Raw genomic sequence first — 20,962 nt, 5'->3', positions numbered from 1 at the left:
AATCTAGTTATGAAGAGCTCCGGTTGGAATTGACGGAGAAGGTAACGGCCAACCTGCTCTCCATGATGAAGCGCAAGCAGGTCACGATGAATACGATGATTCAGGGGGCATGGGCAATTCTGCTCAGTCGTTATAGCGGAGATAGCAATGTTGTATTCGGCGCTACCGTATCTGGCAGGTCGGCGAATGTACCGAACATTGAGGCGATGGTAGGACTGTTTATTAATACCTTACCGGTACGTGTGCGTGTGAATCGGGATGATTATTTGATGGACTGGTTGTGGCAGCTTCAAGACGAGCAAGCTGAACAGCGTTTGTACGAGTACACGCCGCTGTCGCTGATTCAGAACTGCAGTGAGGTGCCTAATGGAACATCGTTGTTTGATAGCATCCTTGTATTCGAAAATTATCCAGTAGACGCAGGCAGTGAAACAACCAATGAACTGCGGCTGCAATCCGTGGAAACCAGTGAACAAACCAACTATGCGCTTACGCTTGCAGTTGTACCAGGTGCAGCTTTATCCTTGCGTATGCTGTATTCGAAAGCGCGGTTCGATCCGCTTACCATTCATCGCGCCCTCGGTCATATGCAGATGCTGCTTGAGCAAATTGCAGATGCAGATGAGCAAGTTCAATTGAAGGAGCTTGTAATTCTGACTCGCGAGGAGCAGCAGCAATTGTTAGAAGATTGGAACAACACTTTGAATAATTCTGCTGCAGGATCGTGTGTCCACAAGCTGGTGGAGGAGCAGGCAGAGAAGACGCCGGATGCTGTAGCTGTTGTGAGCCGGGAGCAGCGTCTTACCTATCGCGAGTTAAACTTGCGGGCGAACCAGCTCGCGCATCATTTGGCAAAGCGCGGCGTCGGAACAGAGGTGCCAGTTGGCATCTGCATGGAACGCAGTGTGGAGCTGATCATTGCGGTACTCGGCGTATTGAAGTCCGGAGGTGCTTATGTACCGCTTGACCCTCATTATCCGAAGGAAAGATTGCGCTTCATCATTGAGGATACGCAAGTTCCGGTACTGTTGACGGCTGTGGACTTGTTGGCGCAGCTGCCTGAGAAGGCAGAGCATGACATGGTAACGCTGTGCCTTGATTCAGACTGGGCGCGCGTCGCGCAGGAAAGCGACAAAGCGCCGGAAGTTGCTGTAAGTACAGCCAACTTGGCTTATATCATTTATACTTCAGGCTCGACTGGACAGCCGAAAGGTGTGCAGGTGCAGCATGATTCGCTGCTTAACCTTATCCAATGGCATCAGGAAGCGTATCAGGTGACAGAGGCGGATCGGGCTACGCTCATTGCGGGAACGGCCTTCGATGCATCCGTATGGGAAATATGGCCGTATCTGACGGCCGGAGCGGCGCTGTATATCGTAGATGATGAGATCCGATTGAGTCCGCAGCAGCTGCGGGATTGGCTGATCGAGAGCGGAATTACGCTCACATTCCTGCCGACGCCATTGGCGGAGCGAGTTGTCAGTGTGGACTGGCCGCAGGAAACGCCGCTGCGTGCCCTGTTGACAGGAGGAGATAAGCTGCATCGCCATCCGGAGGTGGAATTGCCATTCGCTCTGGTGAACCATTATGGCCCAACGGAGAATACGGTTGTTGCGACGTGTGGAATGGTAGCATGCGGTGTGCATACGGAAGAAGCGCCGACAATCGGCAGACCGATTGCCAATACGAGATGCTACATTCTAGATGAGAATGGACAGCCTGTGCCGATCGGTGTACCCGGTGAGCTATATATTGCGGGAAGCAGCTTGGCACGCGGATACTGGAACAGACCGGAGCTGACTGCTGAGAGGTTTGTGCAAGATCCATTCCGTGCTGACCCACATGCGAGAATGTATAGTACAGGCGATCTGTGCCGATATACGGCAGATGGGGAGATCGAATACCTCGGACGCATGGACGATCAAGTAAAGATTCGCGGCTTCCGCATTGAACTGGGAGAAGTGGAAACGGTTATTTCCCATCACCCGGAGGTAGAGGAAGCAAGTGTAATTGCCCGTCAGGATGCATCTGGCCAGAACCGGCTGGTGGCGTACATTGTGCCGGCTCAAGCGCAGGCCAATGCCGAGACGGACAATGCCTCCAATGCCGTACTAACGGATACGCTGCGTCAGTTTGTGAAGCACAAATTGCCGGATTACATGCTTCCAAGCGCGTTCGTGATGATGGATCGGCTACCATTGACGCCGAATGGCAAGATCGATCGCAGAGCGCTTCCAGAAGTTGATTGGAGCAGCGAAGCCCAAGCTTATGTGGCGCCTCGGAATGCAGTGGAAGAGATACTATGCTCCATCTGGGCGCAAGTGCTTGGCTTGGAGAAGGTGGGTATTAACGATCATTTCTTCGAGCTTGGTGGAGATTCGATTCTTAGCATACAAGTTGTCGCTCGGGCTGCCCAAAGAGGTCTGCGCATACAAACTAAAATGCTGTTCGATTATCCTGTCATTGCCGAGCTGTCAGCTGTAGCTGGCGAAGAGGCTTTGGTTGTTGCGGATCAGGGTGAAATTGTAGGAGAAGTGCCGCTGACACCGATTCAGTGCTGGTTCTTCAACCAAGATATTTGCGACCGACACCATTGGAATCAGGCTATGATGCTGGAACTGCGTAAACCGATTGCCACACAAGTGCTTAGTGAGGCACTTCATCAACTGGTTCTGCACCATGATGCCCTGCGCTTGCGTTATGCAAATGGTGATAAAGGATGGACACAGCGCATCGTTCCAGCGGCAGAAGTAAAGGTTCCTCTTGAGTTCGTCGATCTGTCATCTTATGACGAAGCGAAGCAGCGATATGAGATGGAAGCACGAGCGACGTCTGCTCAGGCAGGCATGAATTTGATGGAAGGGCCACTGATTAGGGCCGTGCAGTTCGAATTGGGTAAAGACCAGGGCAGAAGATTGCTGCTGGCGATCCATCACCTGGCGATCGATGGAGTTTCTTGGCGGATTCTGATTGAAGATTTGGACTTGTTGTGCGGACAGTTGACGCAAGCACAAGCGCCTTCACTTCCTGTCAAGACGACTTCCTATAAGAGCTGGGCGGAGCGATTGACAGCCTATGCACAGACAGATGAGCTGCATAAGGAACAAGCCTATTGGCTGCGAATGGTTGATTCCTATACGGTACCACTTCCGATTGATCATGAGAATGGCTCCAATACGCTCAGCTCAATGAATGAAGTATCGGTGCAATTATCACAAGAGGAAACCCAATCTCTATTGAAGGAAGTCCCAGCCGCTTATCGCAGTGAAATTACGGAAGTATTCCTAACTGCACTTCTGCGAGCTTTTGTCACTTGGACAGGAGAACGCGGGTTAATCGTGACTTTGGAAGGTCACGGCCGCGAAGCGCTGCTTGAAGATACCGATCTAAGCAGAACGGTTGGTTGGTTTACCTCTATGTATCCGATGTATTTACAATGGAATGCTTCTGGTACGTTAAGGGATCAGATTAAGGCGCTCAAAGAACAAGTGACAAATATTCCGAATCGGGGCGTAGGGTACGGTTTGCTTCGTTGGCTGAGCGAAGGTGAACAACTGCGCGAGCAGTTGGAAGCAATTCCGGAAGCAGAGGTCAGCTTCAATTATCTGGGTCAGTTCGATCAGATTACCTCGCCAACGGGGTGGCTCGGAGCGGCTGAGGAATCGGTTGGACTTGTCCATGGAGAAGGTGCACGGCAGCATCTGCTGGACATTGTAGGTGTCGTAACAGGTGGATGCCTCAGATTGACTTGGGCTTATAGCAGCAATTATCACCGCCGCGATACGATCGAACGGCTTGCCGAAGATTATATGCTGGCGCTGCGAGAGATTATAGCGGGCTGCAAGGAAGCAGGGCAGGCTGATTACACGCCATCTGACTTCAAGCGGACCAAGTTGAATCAGAAGACGCTTGATGCGATTATGGCGCAAGTGAATCAACATAACAGGAGGTCACCGAAATAATGGGAGTATTGATTGAGGATATTTATAGATTATCTCCCATGCAGCAGGGCATGTTTTTCCATAGTCTGTATGATGAGGGATCACAGGCCTACATTACGCAAGTCCAATTCTCTCTGCATGGGGAATTGAATAGACCCGCTTTCGTAGAAGCTTGGCAGCTAGTTCTGGGCCGTCATCCTGTTTTGCGAACTTCGCTCGTCTGGGAGAATGTCGAGGAACCTTATCAAGTTGTGCAAGCCAACGTGAAAGTTCCAATGATTGAACATAATTGGGGCGAGGCTTCCTTGGAAGAACAGGAGGAGCTGTTTGCGAGACTGCTGGCAGCAGATCGTGAAGCAGCTTTTGATCTGAAGGTTGCGCCGCTAATGCGTGTGACGCTTGTCCGATTGAAAAACGATTCGCACCGTGTATTGTGGACCTTCCATCATCTCTTGCTTGACGGTTGGTCGATACCGCTTGTAATACAAGATCTGTTCAGCTTCTATAATGCGGTGGATCAGGGGATACAACCGCAGTTGCCTGAAGTGCGTCCATATGGCGATTATAGTGAATGGCTGGAAGCGCAAGATATGGGCAAAGTTGAGCAATTTTGGCGCAGCAACCTGCAAGGCTTTACTGCGCCGACTGCGCTGCCAGCAGACATTGAGCGCGGAACAGAGGCTGGATATGCGCAAGCATCACTGCGTTTGTCGCGTAACACGACTGATATCTTGAATCGATTTGCACGCAAATGTCGTATCACCCCCAATACGCTGTTCCAAAGTGCTTGGGCGTTATTGCTTAGTAGTTGCAGTGGAGAAGAAGATGTGCTGTACGGGACAACCGTGTCCGGACGACCAGCCAATCTGCCAGGTGTAGAAGCGATGGTTGGACTATTCATTAACACACTTCCTGTACGAGTAAATGTTAGTAGTGATGCTGTACTTGGGCCGTGGCTTCGCCAGGCCCAAGCACGGCAGGCCGAGCTGCGGCTGTATGAATACAGCCCGCTGCTGCAAGTTCAAGGCTGGAGTGACGTGCCGCGCGGTACGCCGCTGTTCGATAGCTTGTTCGTATTCGAGAACATTCAGACGGACAGCAAAACATGGGATGTCAATGACAGGCTGTCCGTAAGTGATCAAGATGCTCTAGAGCAGCCTGACTTGCCGTTAACTGTAGTCGTTCTGCCAGGCAAAGAAATATTGCTTCGCATGTTGTACGATGTGAGCCGCTTCAGCGAGAAGCAGGTTCACTGGCTGCTACATCGGCTACAGGTTGTGCTCGAAGCGATGAGCGTGTCTGGTGAAGGAGTTATGCTGAAGGATCTGCCGTTTATTACGGCTGAAGAAGAGCAGATGATTGTGCAGCAATGGAATGATACTTCTATCGCTTATCCGAGCGAGAAGACCATTCATCAGCTGTTCGAGGAGCAGGTGGCAGCAAGGCCGGAACATGCGGCGCTTTACAGCGAAGGAATGTCATGGAGCTATATGGAGCTGAATCGTTGTGCCAATGCGGTAGCCAGGAAGTTAGTTGAACTAGGAATTCGCAACGAACAATTGATCCCGATGATTACACATCGTTCACCGGACATGGTTATCGGCATGCTGGCTATTTTGAAAGCGGGGGGCGCCTATGTGCCCATTGATCCTGCCTACCCAAGTGAGCGGATTGAGGTAATTGTCGAAGATTGCGAGTCAAATCTGCTGCTTGCAACAAGCAAAAATAGTTTGCCTGCCTTCACATTTGACGGTGAAGTCGTCTTCATGGATGAAGTGCTTGCTTCGCTTGAGCAAGCAGGTGAAGGTGAAGATAATCTGGCGCTTGATGCAGCTCCTTCTAATTTGGCCTATGTGATGTATACATCCGGCTCTACCGGACGCCCTAAGGGAGTTATGATCGAGCACCGCAATGTGATTCGTTTAGTCAAGCATAGCAACTATGTGCAATTCGATGAACAGACATGCATGTTGCAGACCGGAGCTGTTGTCTTCGATGCCGCAACCTTGGAAGTATGGGGGGCGCTGCTGAACGGCGGACAATTGGTTGTATTGGATAACGACACTATTCTTGATGGTCGGCGAATGAAGCAGGCCATTGAGCAATATGATGTCAATACGATGTTTATAACTGCACCGCTGCTGCACCAGTTGTCACAGCAGGACAGCAGTATATTCAATAGATTGCATACGTTAATGACTGGCGGGGACGTGCTGTCCGTACCGCATATGAATCGCTTGCTGCAGTCGAATCCAGGACTGACTATCGTCAATGCATACGGACCGACTGAAAACACGACGATCTCAACGACATTCTCCTTCACAACGGAACAATCCGGAGCGATTCCAATCGGTCGTCCGATTGCGAATTCGTCGGCTTATGTTGTTGATCGACACTTGCGCTTGCTGCCTCCTGGCATGAAGGGGGAATTGATTGTCGGCGGGGACGGGGTAGCTCGAGGTTATCGGAATCGGCCGGATTTGACAGAAGAAAAATTTATCGAAAGTCCGTTCCGCCAAGAGGAGCGCTGTTATAGAACTGGAGACCTGGTTCGTTATCGAGAAGACGGAATTATCGAATTTATCGGGCGAATCGATTCACAAGTGAAAATTCGCGGTTTTCGCATTGAGCCGGGCGAGATCGAGCATGTACTTGTTTCTCACCCGCAAGTAAAGGAAGCATTGGTTATTGCTGTACAAGCGGGGAAAGGTGATAAGCGCTTGGTTGCGTACACAGTCGTGGAGCAAGTAGATGCTGCTGTAACACCGGATATACTGCGAGATTATCTCAAGCGAGATCTGCCGGAGCATATGATTCCTGCCGCCTTCGTCTTGCTGGATTCCTTCCCGCTTATGATTAATGGTAAGGTTGATCGCAGATCGCTGCCAGCGCCGGATTGGACGGCCAACGAACACCGGGATTACGTACCTGCACGGAACGATACGGAGCAGATGCTGTGTGATATTTGGGCGAAAGTTCTCGGTGTTGAACAAGTCGGGATTTACGATAATTTCTTTGAACTCGGCGGGGATTCCATTCTTAGTATTCAAGTCGTTACTCAGGCAGCTCAATTGGGTCTGCGACTGACACCAAAGCAAATATTCGAGCATCGACTGATTGCAGAGTTGGCGGAATATGTGGGCACGAAGCCAGAGGTGAATGCGGAGCAAGGAGAAGTGACAGGCTGTGTGCCATTACTGCCAATTCAGCGTTGGTTCTTCAAGCAGCAGTTCACGGATGCCCATCATTGGAATCAAGCTATGATGTTAACTGTAAAGCGACCGATTGAGACATTTATGCTTGAACAGGCATTTACGCATTTACTGGCACATCATGATGCGTTGCGGATGCGATTCGGCAATGAAGAATGCCCACCTGAAGCAACGCTTGCGGCAGCTGAGGAAATTAAGATTCACAATATCGACGTGTCTTTTCTCGATGTAGTGGAGCAGAATCAGGTGATTGAGCAGACGTCTGTTGAGCTGCAGGCCAGCTTGAACTTGCATGATGGGCCACTCGTCCGTGTTGCATATTTTAATCGAGGCTCGAAGTCGGATCCACTGCTCCTTATCATCATTCATCATTTGGCAGTTGACGGTGTTTCATGGAGAATTCTCCTTGAGGATTTGGAGACGCTATGCAATCAGCTATGTGATAATCAGCCTGTCAAGCTGCCTGCCAAGACAACTTCTTACAAGCGTTGGGGTGAGGTGCTTCAGCACTACGCACATTCGGAAGCCGTTAGAGAAGAAGCGGCAAGCTGGATAGCGAGCAGTAACAAGAAGCCTGCACAGCTTCCGCTCGACATGGCAAGTGAAGAGAATCTTGCTGCCGTGAACACTGTTGCAAATTCCACAGTTCATACTGCTGTATTATCTGAATCAGATTCATTAGCATTGCTGAATGAAGTTCCGGGGATCGCTCGAGCTAATGTGCCTGAGCTGCTGCTGTCAGCCATCGTGCTCGCAATGGGAAATTGGACAGGAAAGCGTGAACTGCTTGTGCATATGGAAGGACACGGGCGTGAAGAAATCGTGGAAGATGTAGATTTATCACGTACGGTAGGTTGGTTTACGACCATGTATCCGGTGAATCTGTCGGTTGTTGAGGCATCGCCACCTGATGCTGTAGTCAAAGCGGTCAAAGAACAACTGCGTTCGATTCCGAATAAAGGCATCGGCTATGGACTATTGCGTTACCTTAGCGAGGATGAGACATACGCCCAATTGCAACAACAGGAACCTGCGGATATCAGTTTCAATTATCTTGGCCGGTTCTATCAAGCGGTTGATGATTCTGCTTTGTTCGATCTATCTACATTGTCTGCCGGTTCGGTGCTTAGCCACCATGGTCACCGACCACATATACTTGACATCAATGTTATGGTAGTCGAAGATCGGATTCACCTCTATATTACTTATTGTCAACAATTACACAAAAAAACGACCATCACAGCGTTTGCCGAGTGGATCGAACGAGAATTGCAAGCATTGATTCAAGCGGCGCTTCATACACCAGATAAATGGTTCACTCCATCTGACTTCCCGCTGGCTATACTCTCACAGCATCAGCTTGAACGGCTGGTTGGATCAGAAGGTGCATTGGCTGGAAAGACATTGCAAGATATATATCCATTATCCTCGCTGCAGGCTGGAATGTTGTATGAATCGCTGCTTGAGGAAAAGGCTTATGCATATTGTCAACAATCGGTCTTCACGCTGCGGGGGCATGTTCGGGCTGCTCTGTTCGAGAATGCTTGGCAGCAAGTGATTGACAAGCATGATATATTCCGCACTGTATTCGTGTGGGAAGGAGTGGACGAGCCTCATCAGGCTGTTATTGAGAGAGCGAGCCTTCCGATTTATTGGGAGGATTGGAGCGGTGTGCCGCCACATGAGCAAGCAGTGAAGCTAGATATACTGCTGCAAGAAGATCGTGATCGTAAGTATAATTTGCTTGCGGCTCCGTTAATGCGGATTACGATGATTCGGTCAAGTGATGATTGTTATAAGATGGTATGGAGCTTCCATCACATTTTGCTCGACGGTTGGAGTTTGCAATTGGTGTGGGGAGAGGTGCTGCAAACGTATGAGTCAGCCGTGCAGGGCCAGTGGTTTGCATCCCATAGACCGAAACCCTACAAGGAGTTTATTCGATGGACCCGTCAGAAGAACCAGTATGAAGCTGAGGCATTCTGGCGAGATTATTTGCAAGGAGTTCCTCCAGGACAGTTGGCTATTATGCAACCGAGTGAGACAGAAGGAAACGGCACAGGGGGATATGCCATCAAGTTGTCCGCGGATGTAACGAATATGTTGCAGCAATTAGCACGCAGTCATCAACTGACGATGGGTATCCTTGTTCAAGGAGCATGGGCTTATCTGCTAAGTAAGTATAGCGGGAATGATCAGGTTCTGTTTGGCGTAACCGTCGCAGGTCGTCCGACGGATATCCAAGGTGCTGATTCTATGATCGGCCTATTCATTAATACACTGCCAATGAAAGCAACGATTACACCGTCGCTGCGGCTGGTCGATTGGCTAGAGCGCTTGCAGCAGGACTTAAGCGACATCCGTCAATATGAGCACTCTTCATTAATCGATATTCAGGGTTGGAGTGATGTTCCGCGAGGAACACCACTAATCGAGAGCTTGGTTGTCTTTGAAAATTATCCAACAGATACGGCTGCACAACAAGGTATGCAAAGTTTGAAAATCGAAGACATTCGGGCATATGAAAACCCGGATATTCCGTTAACTATCGCTGCTGTGCCTGGTGAAGAAATGATGTTGTCGGTTCTGTACGAACGCAGTCGTTTCTCTCCGGCAGAAATGGAGCGACTGCTCGGGCATTTGCAGGCCGTATTGGAGGGCATGATTTCGAATCCGATGCAGTTGCTTGGCACATTGGATATTCTGACCGAACAAGAACGTAAGCAATTAATCGTAGAATGCAATGATACGACTGTTGAGATACCTGATCAACCGATACACGAGCTGTTCAGAGAGCAGGTAGCGAAGCGACCAGACGACCATGCTGTGATCTCGAAATCTAGAGTTATCACGTACCGCGAATTGGATGCGCTGTCTAACTCATTAGCCAACGTATTAAAAGAACGTGGAATTAAGAGGGAAGAGCTTATTCCGATTATGGCAGAACGTTCACCGCAAATGATTATTGCGATGCTGGCAATACTCAAAGCGGGTGGAGCATACGTACCGATCGATCCAACTTATCCGCGTGAGCGAATTGAGTTCATGCTTGAAGATACTGACGTGCGCTTGCTCATTGTGTCCACGCGGGATGGGCTGCCGGCATTCTCCTTTACCGGAGAGGTACTGTCGATAGATGAAATGTCGTTGACCACTGAGCAAGCAGAGACAGAGAACGTAGGTTATTATGGCAATGCTGCCGATCTAGCGTACGTGATGTATACATCTGGCTCAACGGGAAGGCCTAAGGGTGTTATGGTAGAGCAACGCAATATTATTCGACTTGTTAAAAATATCAACTATGTACGGCTCGATGAGAATTCACGTATTCTACAGGCAGGAGCGGTTGTATTTGATGCTTCTACGTTTGAAATATGGGGTGCTTTACTTAATGGTGGCCAGGTCTATTTAACAGATAATGAAGTGATACTCGACGGCCAGCGGTTGAAGCAGGAAATTGAAAACTATCGTATTAACACGATGTTCTTGACAACTGCGCTTCTGCATCAGCATGTCACGCAGGATAGCGGTATTTTCCAAGGACTTGACACCTTGCTAGCGGGCGGGGAAACCATCTCTCCACAGCATGTGAATCGACTGCTCAAAGATAACCCTAATCTGACGTTCCTGCATGTTTATGGACCAACAGAAAATACGACCTTTTCGACGATGTACCGAGTTGCCTGTGAACATCCCGATGTTGTTCCGATCGGAAGTCCTATTCCGAACTCGACCGCTTATGTCGTGGATAGCCAATTGAACTTGCTGCCGATTGGCGTGCCCGGTGAATTACTAGTTGGCGGTCAAGGAGTTGCCAGAGGGTATTGGAAACGTTCTGACATGACGAATAAGAGCTTCATTCCAAGTCCATTCCGTGCCGGAGAACGCTGCTACCGTACGGGCGACTTGGTCCGAATGAATGAGGACGGCCAGATCGAATTTATCGGACGTATCGACAATCAAGTAAAAATACGCGGCTTCCGCGTAGAACCAGGAGAGATCGAAGTAATTCTGCTGACACATCCAGATATCCAAGAAGCTGTCGTGATTGTGCGGGAAGATGAGCCGGGCAATAAACGATTGGTTGCTTATCTAGTTGCAGCAGAGCTGGCAGGGGATAGCGTCACACCGGATGTGTTGCGTCAATTCGCCAAGGAGCACTTGCCTGAGCATATGATCCCGTCTGCATTCATCATACTGGATACACTACCACTGACGATCAATGGTAAGGTTGATCGCAGAGCATTGCCAGTTCCAGACTATACTTCTAATGAAGTTGAACCAGAGCAATTGACTGTGGTTCAAGAATTGCTTGTATCGCTTTGGTCGCGTGTACTAGGTGTAAGCCATGTACGTATTACAGATGATTTTTTCATGCTCGGCGGACATTCTTTAATGGCAACACAGCTTATTTCGCGTATACGTGAAGTGTTCAAGGTTGATTTGCCGCTGCGAGCCATTTTCAACTATCCAACGATAGAACAGTTTGCCTTACAGGTGGAAGTTGCCCGCAAGCATGGAATAGAAGCTGCGCAACCAATGGTTCCTGTTACAAGGCCGGACATCCTGCCGTTATCCTATGCACAGCAGCGATTGTGGTTCTTGGATCAGCTTGAGCCGGATAATCGCTTTTATAACATTTATACAGTGCTGCGCTTGAGCGGAGAATTCCATATAGAAGCCTTTGAACTTAGCTTGAAGCAGATCGTGAAGCGTCATGAAACGTTCCGTACAACATTCGTATCGAAGGACGGCAGTCCACGGCAGGTCATTAGTCCAGAAGTGCATGTGAGCGTACCGATAGTTGATCTGAGCGATGTTTCGAAGGACAAACGCGAGAAAGCTGCGCTCCGAATAGCTGCGGAAGAGGTACAGCGGCCATTTGACTTGACGACAGACTGCTTGATAAGGGTTACTGTATTGAAATTATCTCCTGATAATCATGTTGTTGTGCTTGTAATGCACCATATTATTTCAGACGGCTGGTCAATTGGCGTGTTCGTAAGGGAACTTGGGACTTACTATGAAGGCTTCTGTTCAGGTGAAGCGGTGAGTCTCCCGGATCTGTCAATCCAATATGCGGATTATGCGCTATGGCAGCGTGAATGGCTGCAAGGTACGAATCGTGAAGTGCAATTATCTTATTGGACTAAGAAACTAGAAGGGATTCCGACTATTCTGGAACTGCCTGCCGATTATCCAAGACCTCCGATACAAACGTTCTCGGGTGCGCTTGTCAATTGCATTCTGCCAAGTAAAGTGGTACTGGAGCTTGAGAAGCTGAGTCGTGAAGAGGGCGCGACATTGTACATGACTTTGCTAACTGCATTCCAAGTTCTGCTTCATCGTTATTCTGGGCAGGACAGCTTATGTATTGGCATTCCCGTTGCGAACCGGAACCGCCCAGAGATTGAGAGCTTAATCGGATTCTTCGTCAATATGCTGCCGATTCGTGCGGACTTCACAGCAGGTACTACAGTTCGAGATATGCTGCAGCAAGTGAGAGAGACGACTTTGGAGGCGTTCGATCATCAAGACTTGCCTTTCGAGCAATTGGTAGAGGTTATGCAGCCAGAACGTAGCTTGACTCATAGTCCATTATTTCAAGTAATCTTTGATCTTCAGACGAAGCAAATGAGCACGATTGAATTACCAGGGTTGTCTACGACACCTATGAATGTTGAACTGGGAGAATCCAAGTTTGATCTGGAACTAACAATGGTAGAAGTACCAGAGGGAATGCTTGCTTCCTTCAATTACAACACCGCTTTGTTCCAAGCAGAGCGAATCGAACGGATGATGGTACATTACTGCACCTTGTTAGAACAGATGGCAGCGTATCCTGATCGACCAGTGGACGAAATCAGGATACTGACGAATGAGGAGCTCGAGCAAGTGCTTGTAAAATGGAATGCGACAGCAGCTAATATTCCTAATTTATGTAGTCATGAACGGTTCGAGCAACTCGCAATACAAAGACCGGATGCGATTGCGCTTGTTGTAGAAAACAAAACCATAACTTATCGAGAGCTGAATGAGCGTTCCAATCAACTGGCGCATTATTTACGTAAGCTGGGAGTCGCTCCTGAAGTGTTGGTGGGGATATGTGCCAACCGATCAGTTGAATTTGCAATTGCTTTGCTTGCGGTCTTCAAGGCAGGCGGCGTGTATGTCCCGATCGATCCAGATTATCCGCAAGAGCGGATTGCCTATATGATGGAACATTCAAAGCTCGAGTTCTTGCTAACGCAACAACAACTTTTGGAACAGTTACCGAAGCATGCGGCTAGAACAGTTTGCTTAGATTCTGACTGGATCTCGATCATGCAAGAGCCTGCTACTGCGATCGATGACGATGCTAGTAACGTGACTCAGGAGAATGCTGCCTATGTCATTTATACGTCTGGGTCGACGGGCGAACCAAAAGGTGTTGTCGTTACTCACGGCTCTTTGATTAACCATAATCTAAGTGTAAGCAAGGTATTCGGGATTCGTGCAGAGGATCGTGTGCTGCAGTTTGCAACGATTAGCTTTGACGTAGCGTTAGAGGAATTTTTCTCTGCATGGACGAGTGGAGCCACAGTTGTCATGGCTGTCGACCGGCTAATGACAATTGAAGCATTTAGCAAGTTTGTAGATGATTATCAATTAACTGTACTGAATCTTCCATCAGCCTACTGGCATGAATGGGTACGCGATCTTGTTCAGACTGAAAACAAGCCCCCTGATTGTGTGCGTACTGTCATTGTTGGCAGTGAACGCCCATCACCAGAGCATCTGGCAGATTGGATAAGAATCGTCGGTGATCGCATCGCTTGGTTTAATGCATACGGTCCTAGTGAGGCGACGATTACGTCTACCATATTCAGTATTCCTGCGTTGGATGCTGACGGAGGATCGCATTATGACGAGATACCGATCGGAAGGCCAATTGCCAATACTCAAGTCTATCTGTTAGATGAGTACATGCGGCCTGTTCCAATCGGGATTCCTGGTGAACTTTACATTGGTGGCAATGGTTTGGCACGCGGCTATTTAAACAAGCCTGAACTTACAGCAGAACGCTTCATACAGCATCCGCTTGGCTTGGATGGGATTCTATATCGTACAGGAGATTTGGCTAGATATAAGGAAGATGGCAATATCGAGTTTTTAGGCCGTACTGATTATCAAGTGAAGATACGAGGGTTCCGCATCGAACTTGGGGAAGTAGAGGCTGCACTGCGGCAGCAGCTACATGTGCAAGATGCTGTTGTCATCGCTTGTGAAGCTCGTCCAGGTGAACAACGGTTAGTCGCTTATGCAGTACCACAAGCTGGAAGACAGCTTGATGTCAACTCATTGCGCAATGCGTTGAAGGAGAAGCTGCCGATCTATATGGTTCCAGCTATGATTGTGGCATTATCCGAGCTGCCGATGACACCTGCAGGCAAAGTAGATCGCAGAGCACTCCCAGCTCCAGATTGGTCGGCGATAGAAGCTGCGGTTGAATATGCGGAACCACGCAATATAACAGAGTTACAGCTCTGTCGAATTTGGCAGCAGGTGCTTGGAATTGCTCGTGTTGGCATTCATGATAACTTCTTCGAATTAGGTGGAGACTCTATTCTTAGTATTCAGATCGTAGCTCGGAGTAATCAGGCAGGTTTAAAGCTGACACCGCGGCAAATGTTCCAGTATCAAACGGTAGCGGAATTAGCTACTATCGTCGAGTTTGCTGCACCTGTACAGGCTGAACAGGGGATCGTGACGGGTGAAGTATCCCTTACCCCAATTCAGCAATGGTTCTTTGAGCAGTCGATGACGGAACCTCACCATTGGAATCAGGCAGTCATGCTTACGATAGCGCAACCAGTAAATATTTTTGCTCTGGAGCAGGCATTCGTGCATTTGTTGAACCATCATGATGTACTGCGCGCACAATACGAGCGGACAGGGTCGGGCTGGGTGCAGAAAATAGCAGAGGCGAGTTCAGCGTATACAGTTGACAGATTCGACTTGTCCGCACTGTCAGCAGACGAGCAGCGTGATGCGCTACGAGCGCATGCAGACAAGTTGCAAGCGAGCTTGAATTTGACCGAAGGACCACTCTTCAAGTCGGTACTGTTCGACACAGGGGCGACGCAACCAGCAAAATTGCTATTGTTTGCACATCATCTGGTCGTGGATGGCGTGTCATGGAGAATTATCCTTGAAGATGTGCAGGCTGCTTACTCGCAACTCATACAGGATCAACCTGTAACACTGCCGCTCAAGACAACCTCATATACTGCTTGGTCTACAGAACTTCAGTCCTTTGCCCAGCAGCCGGGAGTGTTGCAAGAACTATCCTACTGGCTCGAACAGTCAGGTTCGGCTGAGCTACCGCTTGATTTTGAGCTGAGTGCACAAGATGTAGCAGCAGCGAATACGTTCGCTTCCGTGCAATCGGTTGAGGTGTCGCTCGATGAGCAAGAGACGAGAATGCTGTTGCAAGACATGCCAACGGTGTTCAAAACGCAAGTAAACGATGTATTGTTGACGGCATTGGCGCTTGCTGTCAAAGGCTGGACTGGGCAAGAAGCTGTACTTATTCATCTCGAAGGACATGGACGCGAGGAATTGGTCGGAGACATCGATCTGTCACGAACGGTCGGCTGGTTCACAGCTGTGTACCCGCTTAAGCTCGATATCGAACATACAAATTCCCAATTGGATGCGCTCAAAAAAGTAAAAGAACAGCTTCGCCTAGTTCCAAAGCATGGAATCGGATACGGTTTGCTTCGCTATCTGAGTGAAGATGATGCCGTACGAGAACGGCTGGCGGCCATGGCAGAGCCGCACATTATCTTTAACTATTTAGGACAATTCGATCAAGTGATGCAGGATGGAACATTATCTCTCGCTCATGAGTCAACAGGAACGATGCAAAGCCCGTCATCTCCAAGATCGAATCCGATTGAAATTAATGCGGCGGTATCGGGTGGCAAGCTGCAACTTACCTTTATGTACAGTGAGAACCTTCATAAGAAGGAAACATTGGAACGATTGGCCGCTGGCTATGTGCAGTCTGTGCGAGAAATATTGTGTATACCTCGCGCTGCGGAACTGTCTGTGCTTACACCGTCCGACTTTCCGCAGGCTTTGGTCGACCAACAGCAATTGGATACGATCATCGCCAGAATCACTCATTTGGAAGATCTATATGCACTGTCTCCAATGCAAAAAGGAATGCTGTTCCATACGTTATACTCCGAAGAATCATCAACCTATTTTGAACAAACGGCGTTCTCGATCAAAGGAAATCTGGATGTGATGCAGTTCCGCCGCGCTTGGCAAGAGGTAGTTAATCGACATTCCATCTTACGAACTCAACTCGTTGTGAATGGGGTGTCTGAACCGCATCAAGCCGTGCTAGCCGCGGTAGAGTTGCCGTTCGTAGAAGTGGATTGGCAGCATCTTGCGGCAGAGGAGCAAGCAGTTCGCTTGTCACAGTTCCTTCAGGAAGACATTGATCGCGGGTTCGACTTGACGCAGGCACCGCTTATGCGTATTACCTTATTCAAAGAGGCAGCGGATCGCCATTCGCTCGTATGGAGTCATCATCATCTGTTAATTGATGGCTGGAGCGTTCCGATCATACTATCCGAAGTCGTACATATGTACGATTCATATATGAAGGATGCTGCTGTAGAACTGAATGACGTACGTCCGTTTCGGGACTATATCGCCTGGCTGCAAGAGCAGGATATGGATCAAGCCCAAGCCTTTTGGCAGGATATGCTTCGCGGGATAAGTGAACCTACGCCGCTTCCGATGAAGCGTTCGTCGTCCAGTTCCTCGATAGCGGCAGACTGGAAGACCATTGGTTTGTCCAATATGCTGTCGGCACGTCTGAATCAAATCGCGCGCACGCAAAAAGTGACGCTCAATACGATCGTACAGGCAGCATGGGCGATTCTGTTGAGCAGATACAGTGGAGCGGAAGAAGTTATTTACGGTACAACGGTGTCTGGTCGGCCTGCTGATTTTGCAGGGGTCGAATCTATGGTCGGTCTATTCATTAATACGCTGCCAGTGCGTGTAGCTATCGATGAAGAGCAAGCAGTTCAGCAGTGGTTGAATCAGTTGAACAAGCAGATAGTCGACATTCGACAGTTCGAGTATAGCCCGCTCGTTCAAGTGCAAGGCTGGAGCGATGTGCCGAACGGAATTCCGTTATTCGACAGTCTTGTTGTATTCCAAAACTATCCGGTGCAAGACGTTCTGGAGCAAGATCATCCAGATGCGCTGCAGCTGCAAATCTCCCGTGCGTACAAACAGACGAACTATCCAATCACCTTGGTTGCGATACCTGGCGACGAGCTGCAGTTGCAAGTGTTGTTCGATCCGAAGCTGTTTACAGCTTCCAGCATAGAGAGCATGCTGCGACATCTAGGAACACTGCTGGAAGAGATGGCGAATCGGCCAGCACAGAAAATTGGCAATCTGCAGCTTCTCTCTGAACAGGAGCGCAAGCAGACATTGATGGAATGGAACAGCACTAGTACCGAGCTCCCGCTTGACAAAACTGTTGCGGAATGGTTTGCAGAGCAGGTGCGGATACAGCCGGACGCTGTTGCGATTGTATCTGAGGAGCGAGCCGTTACTTACGGCGAGTTAAGCCGCATGGCTGAACGATTAGCGTACAGTTTCATTCAAAATGGTGTTGCAAGCGGTGATATTGTAGCTATCTGCATGGAGCGTTCTATCGAATCGGTAGCAGGTATGCTTGGCATCTGGAAGGCTGGTGGGGCTTATCTTCCACTGGATTCGACTTATCCGCAGGAACGTCTGTCATATATGCTCGCCGAAGCGCAAGTGAAAGTGCTGCTGACACAAGAGCGGGTACGTGAGCAGCTGCCTCCATTCGCTGGGCGTATCGTAGTGGCAGAAGATGAACTGCAGGCTGTAGTGGGTGAAGGTGCTGAGGCGGATGGAGGATTTGAAGCAGTAGAAGCAGCTATTGGCGCTCAAGTTCAGCTTCCTGCAGCGGCTGGCATGGATCAACTGGCATACGTCATATTTACTTCCGGATCGACAGGTCAGCCGAAAGGGGTAGAGATTACCCACCGCGGCTTGATGAATCTGATCGGGTGGCATCGACAGACGTATGATGTACAGGCAGCCGATCGGGCAACGATGCTGGCAGGTGTTGCTTTCGATGCTTCCGTCTGGGAGTTGTGGCCTTATATTGCGGCTGGAGCCAGCATCTATATTGCAAATGAAGAGACGAGACTGAATCCGGTCGCATTACGCGACTGGCTGCTCGCAAATGAGATCACGCTCTCCTTCATTCCAACGCCGCTCGCTGAGCCGATGCTGACGCTTGAGTGGCCGGATAAATGCAAGTTGCGCGCCATCTTGACAGGTGGTGATCGACTTGCTCAATATCCGCCAGATACGCTGCCGTTTGCCTTGTATAATCATTACGGCCCATCGGAATCGACGGTTGTTGCAGCGGCTTGTCAAGTTCCGACGCAGTCGAGCAAGTCACTTAGCGAGATCGCTCCATCCATCGGCCGACCGATTGCCAATACACGGGTATATATATTGGATCGCAAGCTGCGTCCGGTTCCGCAAGGAGTGCCAGGGGAGATGTATGTTGGCGGTGAGGGCCTTGCCCGCGGTTATATGAACCGTCCCGATTTGACGGCAGAGCGGTTCATCGACAGTCCGTTTGTACAAGGAGAACGGCTGTATCGAACAGGCGATCTTGCCAGACATTTGCCAAGCGGTGATATTGAATTTCTTGGACGCAATGACGATCAGGTGAAAATACGCGGCTATCGCATAGAGCTGGGTGAAATTCATGCGGCCATTGCGGAGCATGCAGCAGTACGAGAGGCTTCCGTCATCGTACGTGAGGATCGTCCAGGTGATAAACGATTGGTTGCATACATCGTGCTGCATCAGAAGCAACAGGATGACCAGCATGACGGAGCAGTCCATTCCGTCCGCAGCTACTTGCAGGAACGGCTTCCTGATTACATGGTGCCGCTGGCTTTCGTCACACTTGATGCCCTGCCTCTGACGGCTAATGGCAAGGTAGATCGCAAGCAGCTGCCTGCACCTGCATGGGAACAGATGTTGAATGCGGGCTCGTATGTCGCGCCGCGCAATGAGGTAGAGCGCAGCTTGACAGCTATATGGGAAGAGGTACTCGGTATTGAGCAGGTTGGCATTCATGACAACTTCTTCGAGCTCGGCGGGGATTCGATTGTGAGCATTCAGATTATTTTCCGCTGCACCCAAGCCGGGTTGAAGCTGACACCGAAGGATCTGTTCGATCATCAGACGATCGCTCTCTTGGCAGAGGCGGTACAGATGGGCAGCGAACAAGGTCCAGTTGTTGGTGACATTCCATTAACACCGCACCAGCAATGGTTCTTCGAACTAGCAATGACGAACCCGCATCATGCGAACCAGTCCAGACTGCTGACAGTGCCGGAATCGATTGATATCACGTTGCTGTCACAAGCATTCCACAGCATCATTGTTCATCATGATGCATTGCGTCTGCGATTTGTGATAACAGATGGCATCGTAGAGCAAAGAAACGAAGCTGAGCCAGATGAGCATATATTGGAGTTCATTGACCTGTTTGATCTGTCAACAGCTGCACAGAAGGAGGCGATCAAGAGAGAGACAGAACGGCTGCAGCGGAGTCTCCATATAACCGAAGGGCCGATCATCCGCGCAGCGCTGTTCGACCTTGGACCGGGAATTCCTGCTAGATTGTTCATTGCCATTCATCACTTGGCAATCGATCACAGCTCGTGGCACATTCTGCTTCAAGATTTGCAGACAGCTTATGAACAATTGAGCAAAGATGGGACTGTTAAACTGCCGTTGAAGACGGCCTCGTTCAAATCATGGGCCGAGCAGCTGAAATCGCAAGTTCTGTCAGATAATGCGACATCGGAGCCGGAATTCTGGACATGCATGACGCAGCAAGAGGTGCCGATGCTTCCGGTTGACCGACATGTTGATCTGGATGTGATGGCCGATGTAACCACGATGGGAATGAGCAGCAAGCTGAACCTTTCCCTGACCGAGCAGGAGACGGCAGATCTGTTGCACCAAGCAACTGCGGCGTTCCGTGTCGAAGCACGGGAAATACTGCTCGCTGCTCTAGCCGTAACCATCTCATCATGGACGGCACAGCGTTCATTGTTCGTTGAATTGCAGGAAGAGCGATTCATTGACAAGTTCAAATTGGACTTGTCACGCAGCGTGGGCTGCTTCAGCTATCAATTTCCATGGTGTCTAGAGCTAGGAGATAGCCAATCTGTTCAGGAAGTAATGGCTGCTGTCAAAGAGCAACTGCGGCGTGTGCCTGATAATGGAATCGGGTATGGACTGCTGAAATATGCAAGTCCGAACCGAGAGATGGCACGACAGCTTCGTGAGCAGGCGAAACCGTCAATTCGCTTTACTTATATCAAGCCGTCAGATCAGACATGGAACTCCGATTATTTTGGGCTTGCACAGGAATCCATCGGGGCTGATTGGTCGGAACATACACAGCTCGATGTTGCTCACCATATAAACTGCTATCTCCATGATGACCAGCTTCAGGTGGAATGGTGCTATAACGCACATCTGTACGAAAGAGCGACAATTGAACGGCTGATGGCCGAGTTTGCAGAAACGCTTCGCACGATTATTTTGCAGAGTACGGGAACTCCTGTTGATGCATATTCTGCCGTTGATTTTGCCGAATTTGGTTGGGATCAATCTGAACTGGACGGCTTCCTTGACGCAATCAAGAAGCATTCCGGCTCCTGA

The 20,962-nt window shown here is 49.5% G+C and carries 2 protein-coding genes (1 of these 2 cut by a window edge); both read left to right on the top strand.

The window, feature by feature from the left end; all coding sequences use genetic code 11:
* Positions 1–3,962, top strand: partial view of a non-ribosomal peptide synthase/polyketide synthase gene (locus tag NO352_RS11730; RefSeq protein WP_289355737.1) — the end only. Its footprint begins 10,762 nt before the window's first position; the window shows 3,962 of its 14,724 coding nt (coding positions 10,763–14,724); its start codon lies off the left edge, out of view; the stop codon is at positions 3,960–3,962.
* Positions 3,962–20,962, top strand: coding sequence for a non-ribosomal peptide synthase/polyketide synthase (locus NO352_RS11725; RefSeq protein WP_289355736.1), 17,001 nt, complete (start codon positions 3,962–3,964; stop codon positions 20,960–20,962). Before NO352_RS11730 ends, NO352_RS11725 begins: the two co-directional genes overlap by 1 nt.

It is taken from the genome of Paenibacillus sp. S-12 (assembly GCF_030363895.1).
GTDB lineage: Bacteria > Bacillota > Bacilli > Paenibacillales > Paenibacillaceae > Paenibacillus_B > Paenibacillus_B alvei.
This window is presented reverse-complemented; position numbering and strand designations above follow the sequence as displayed.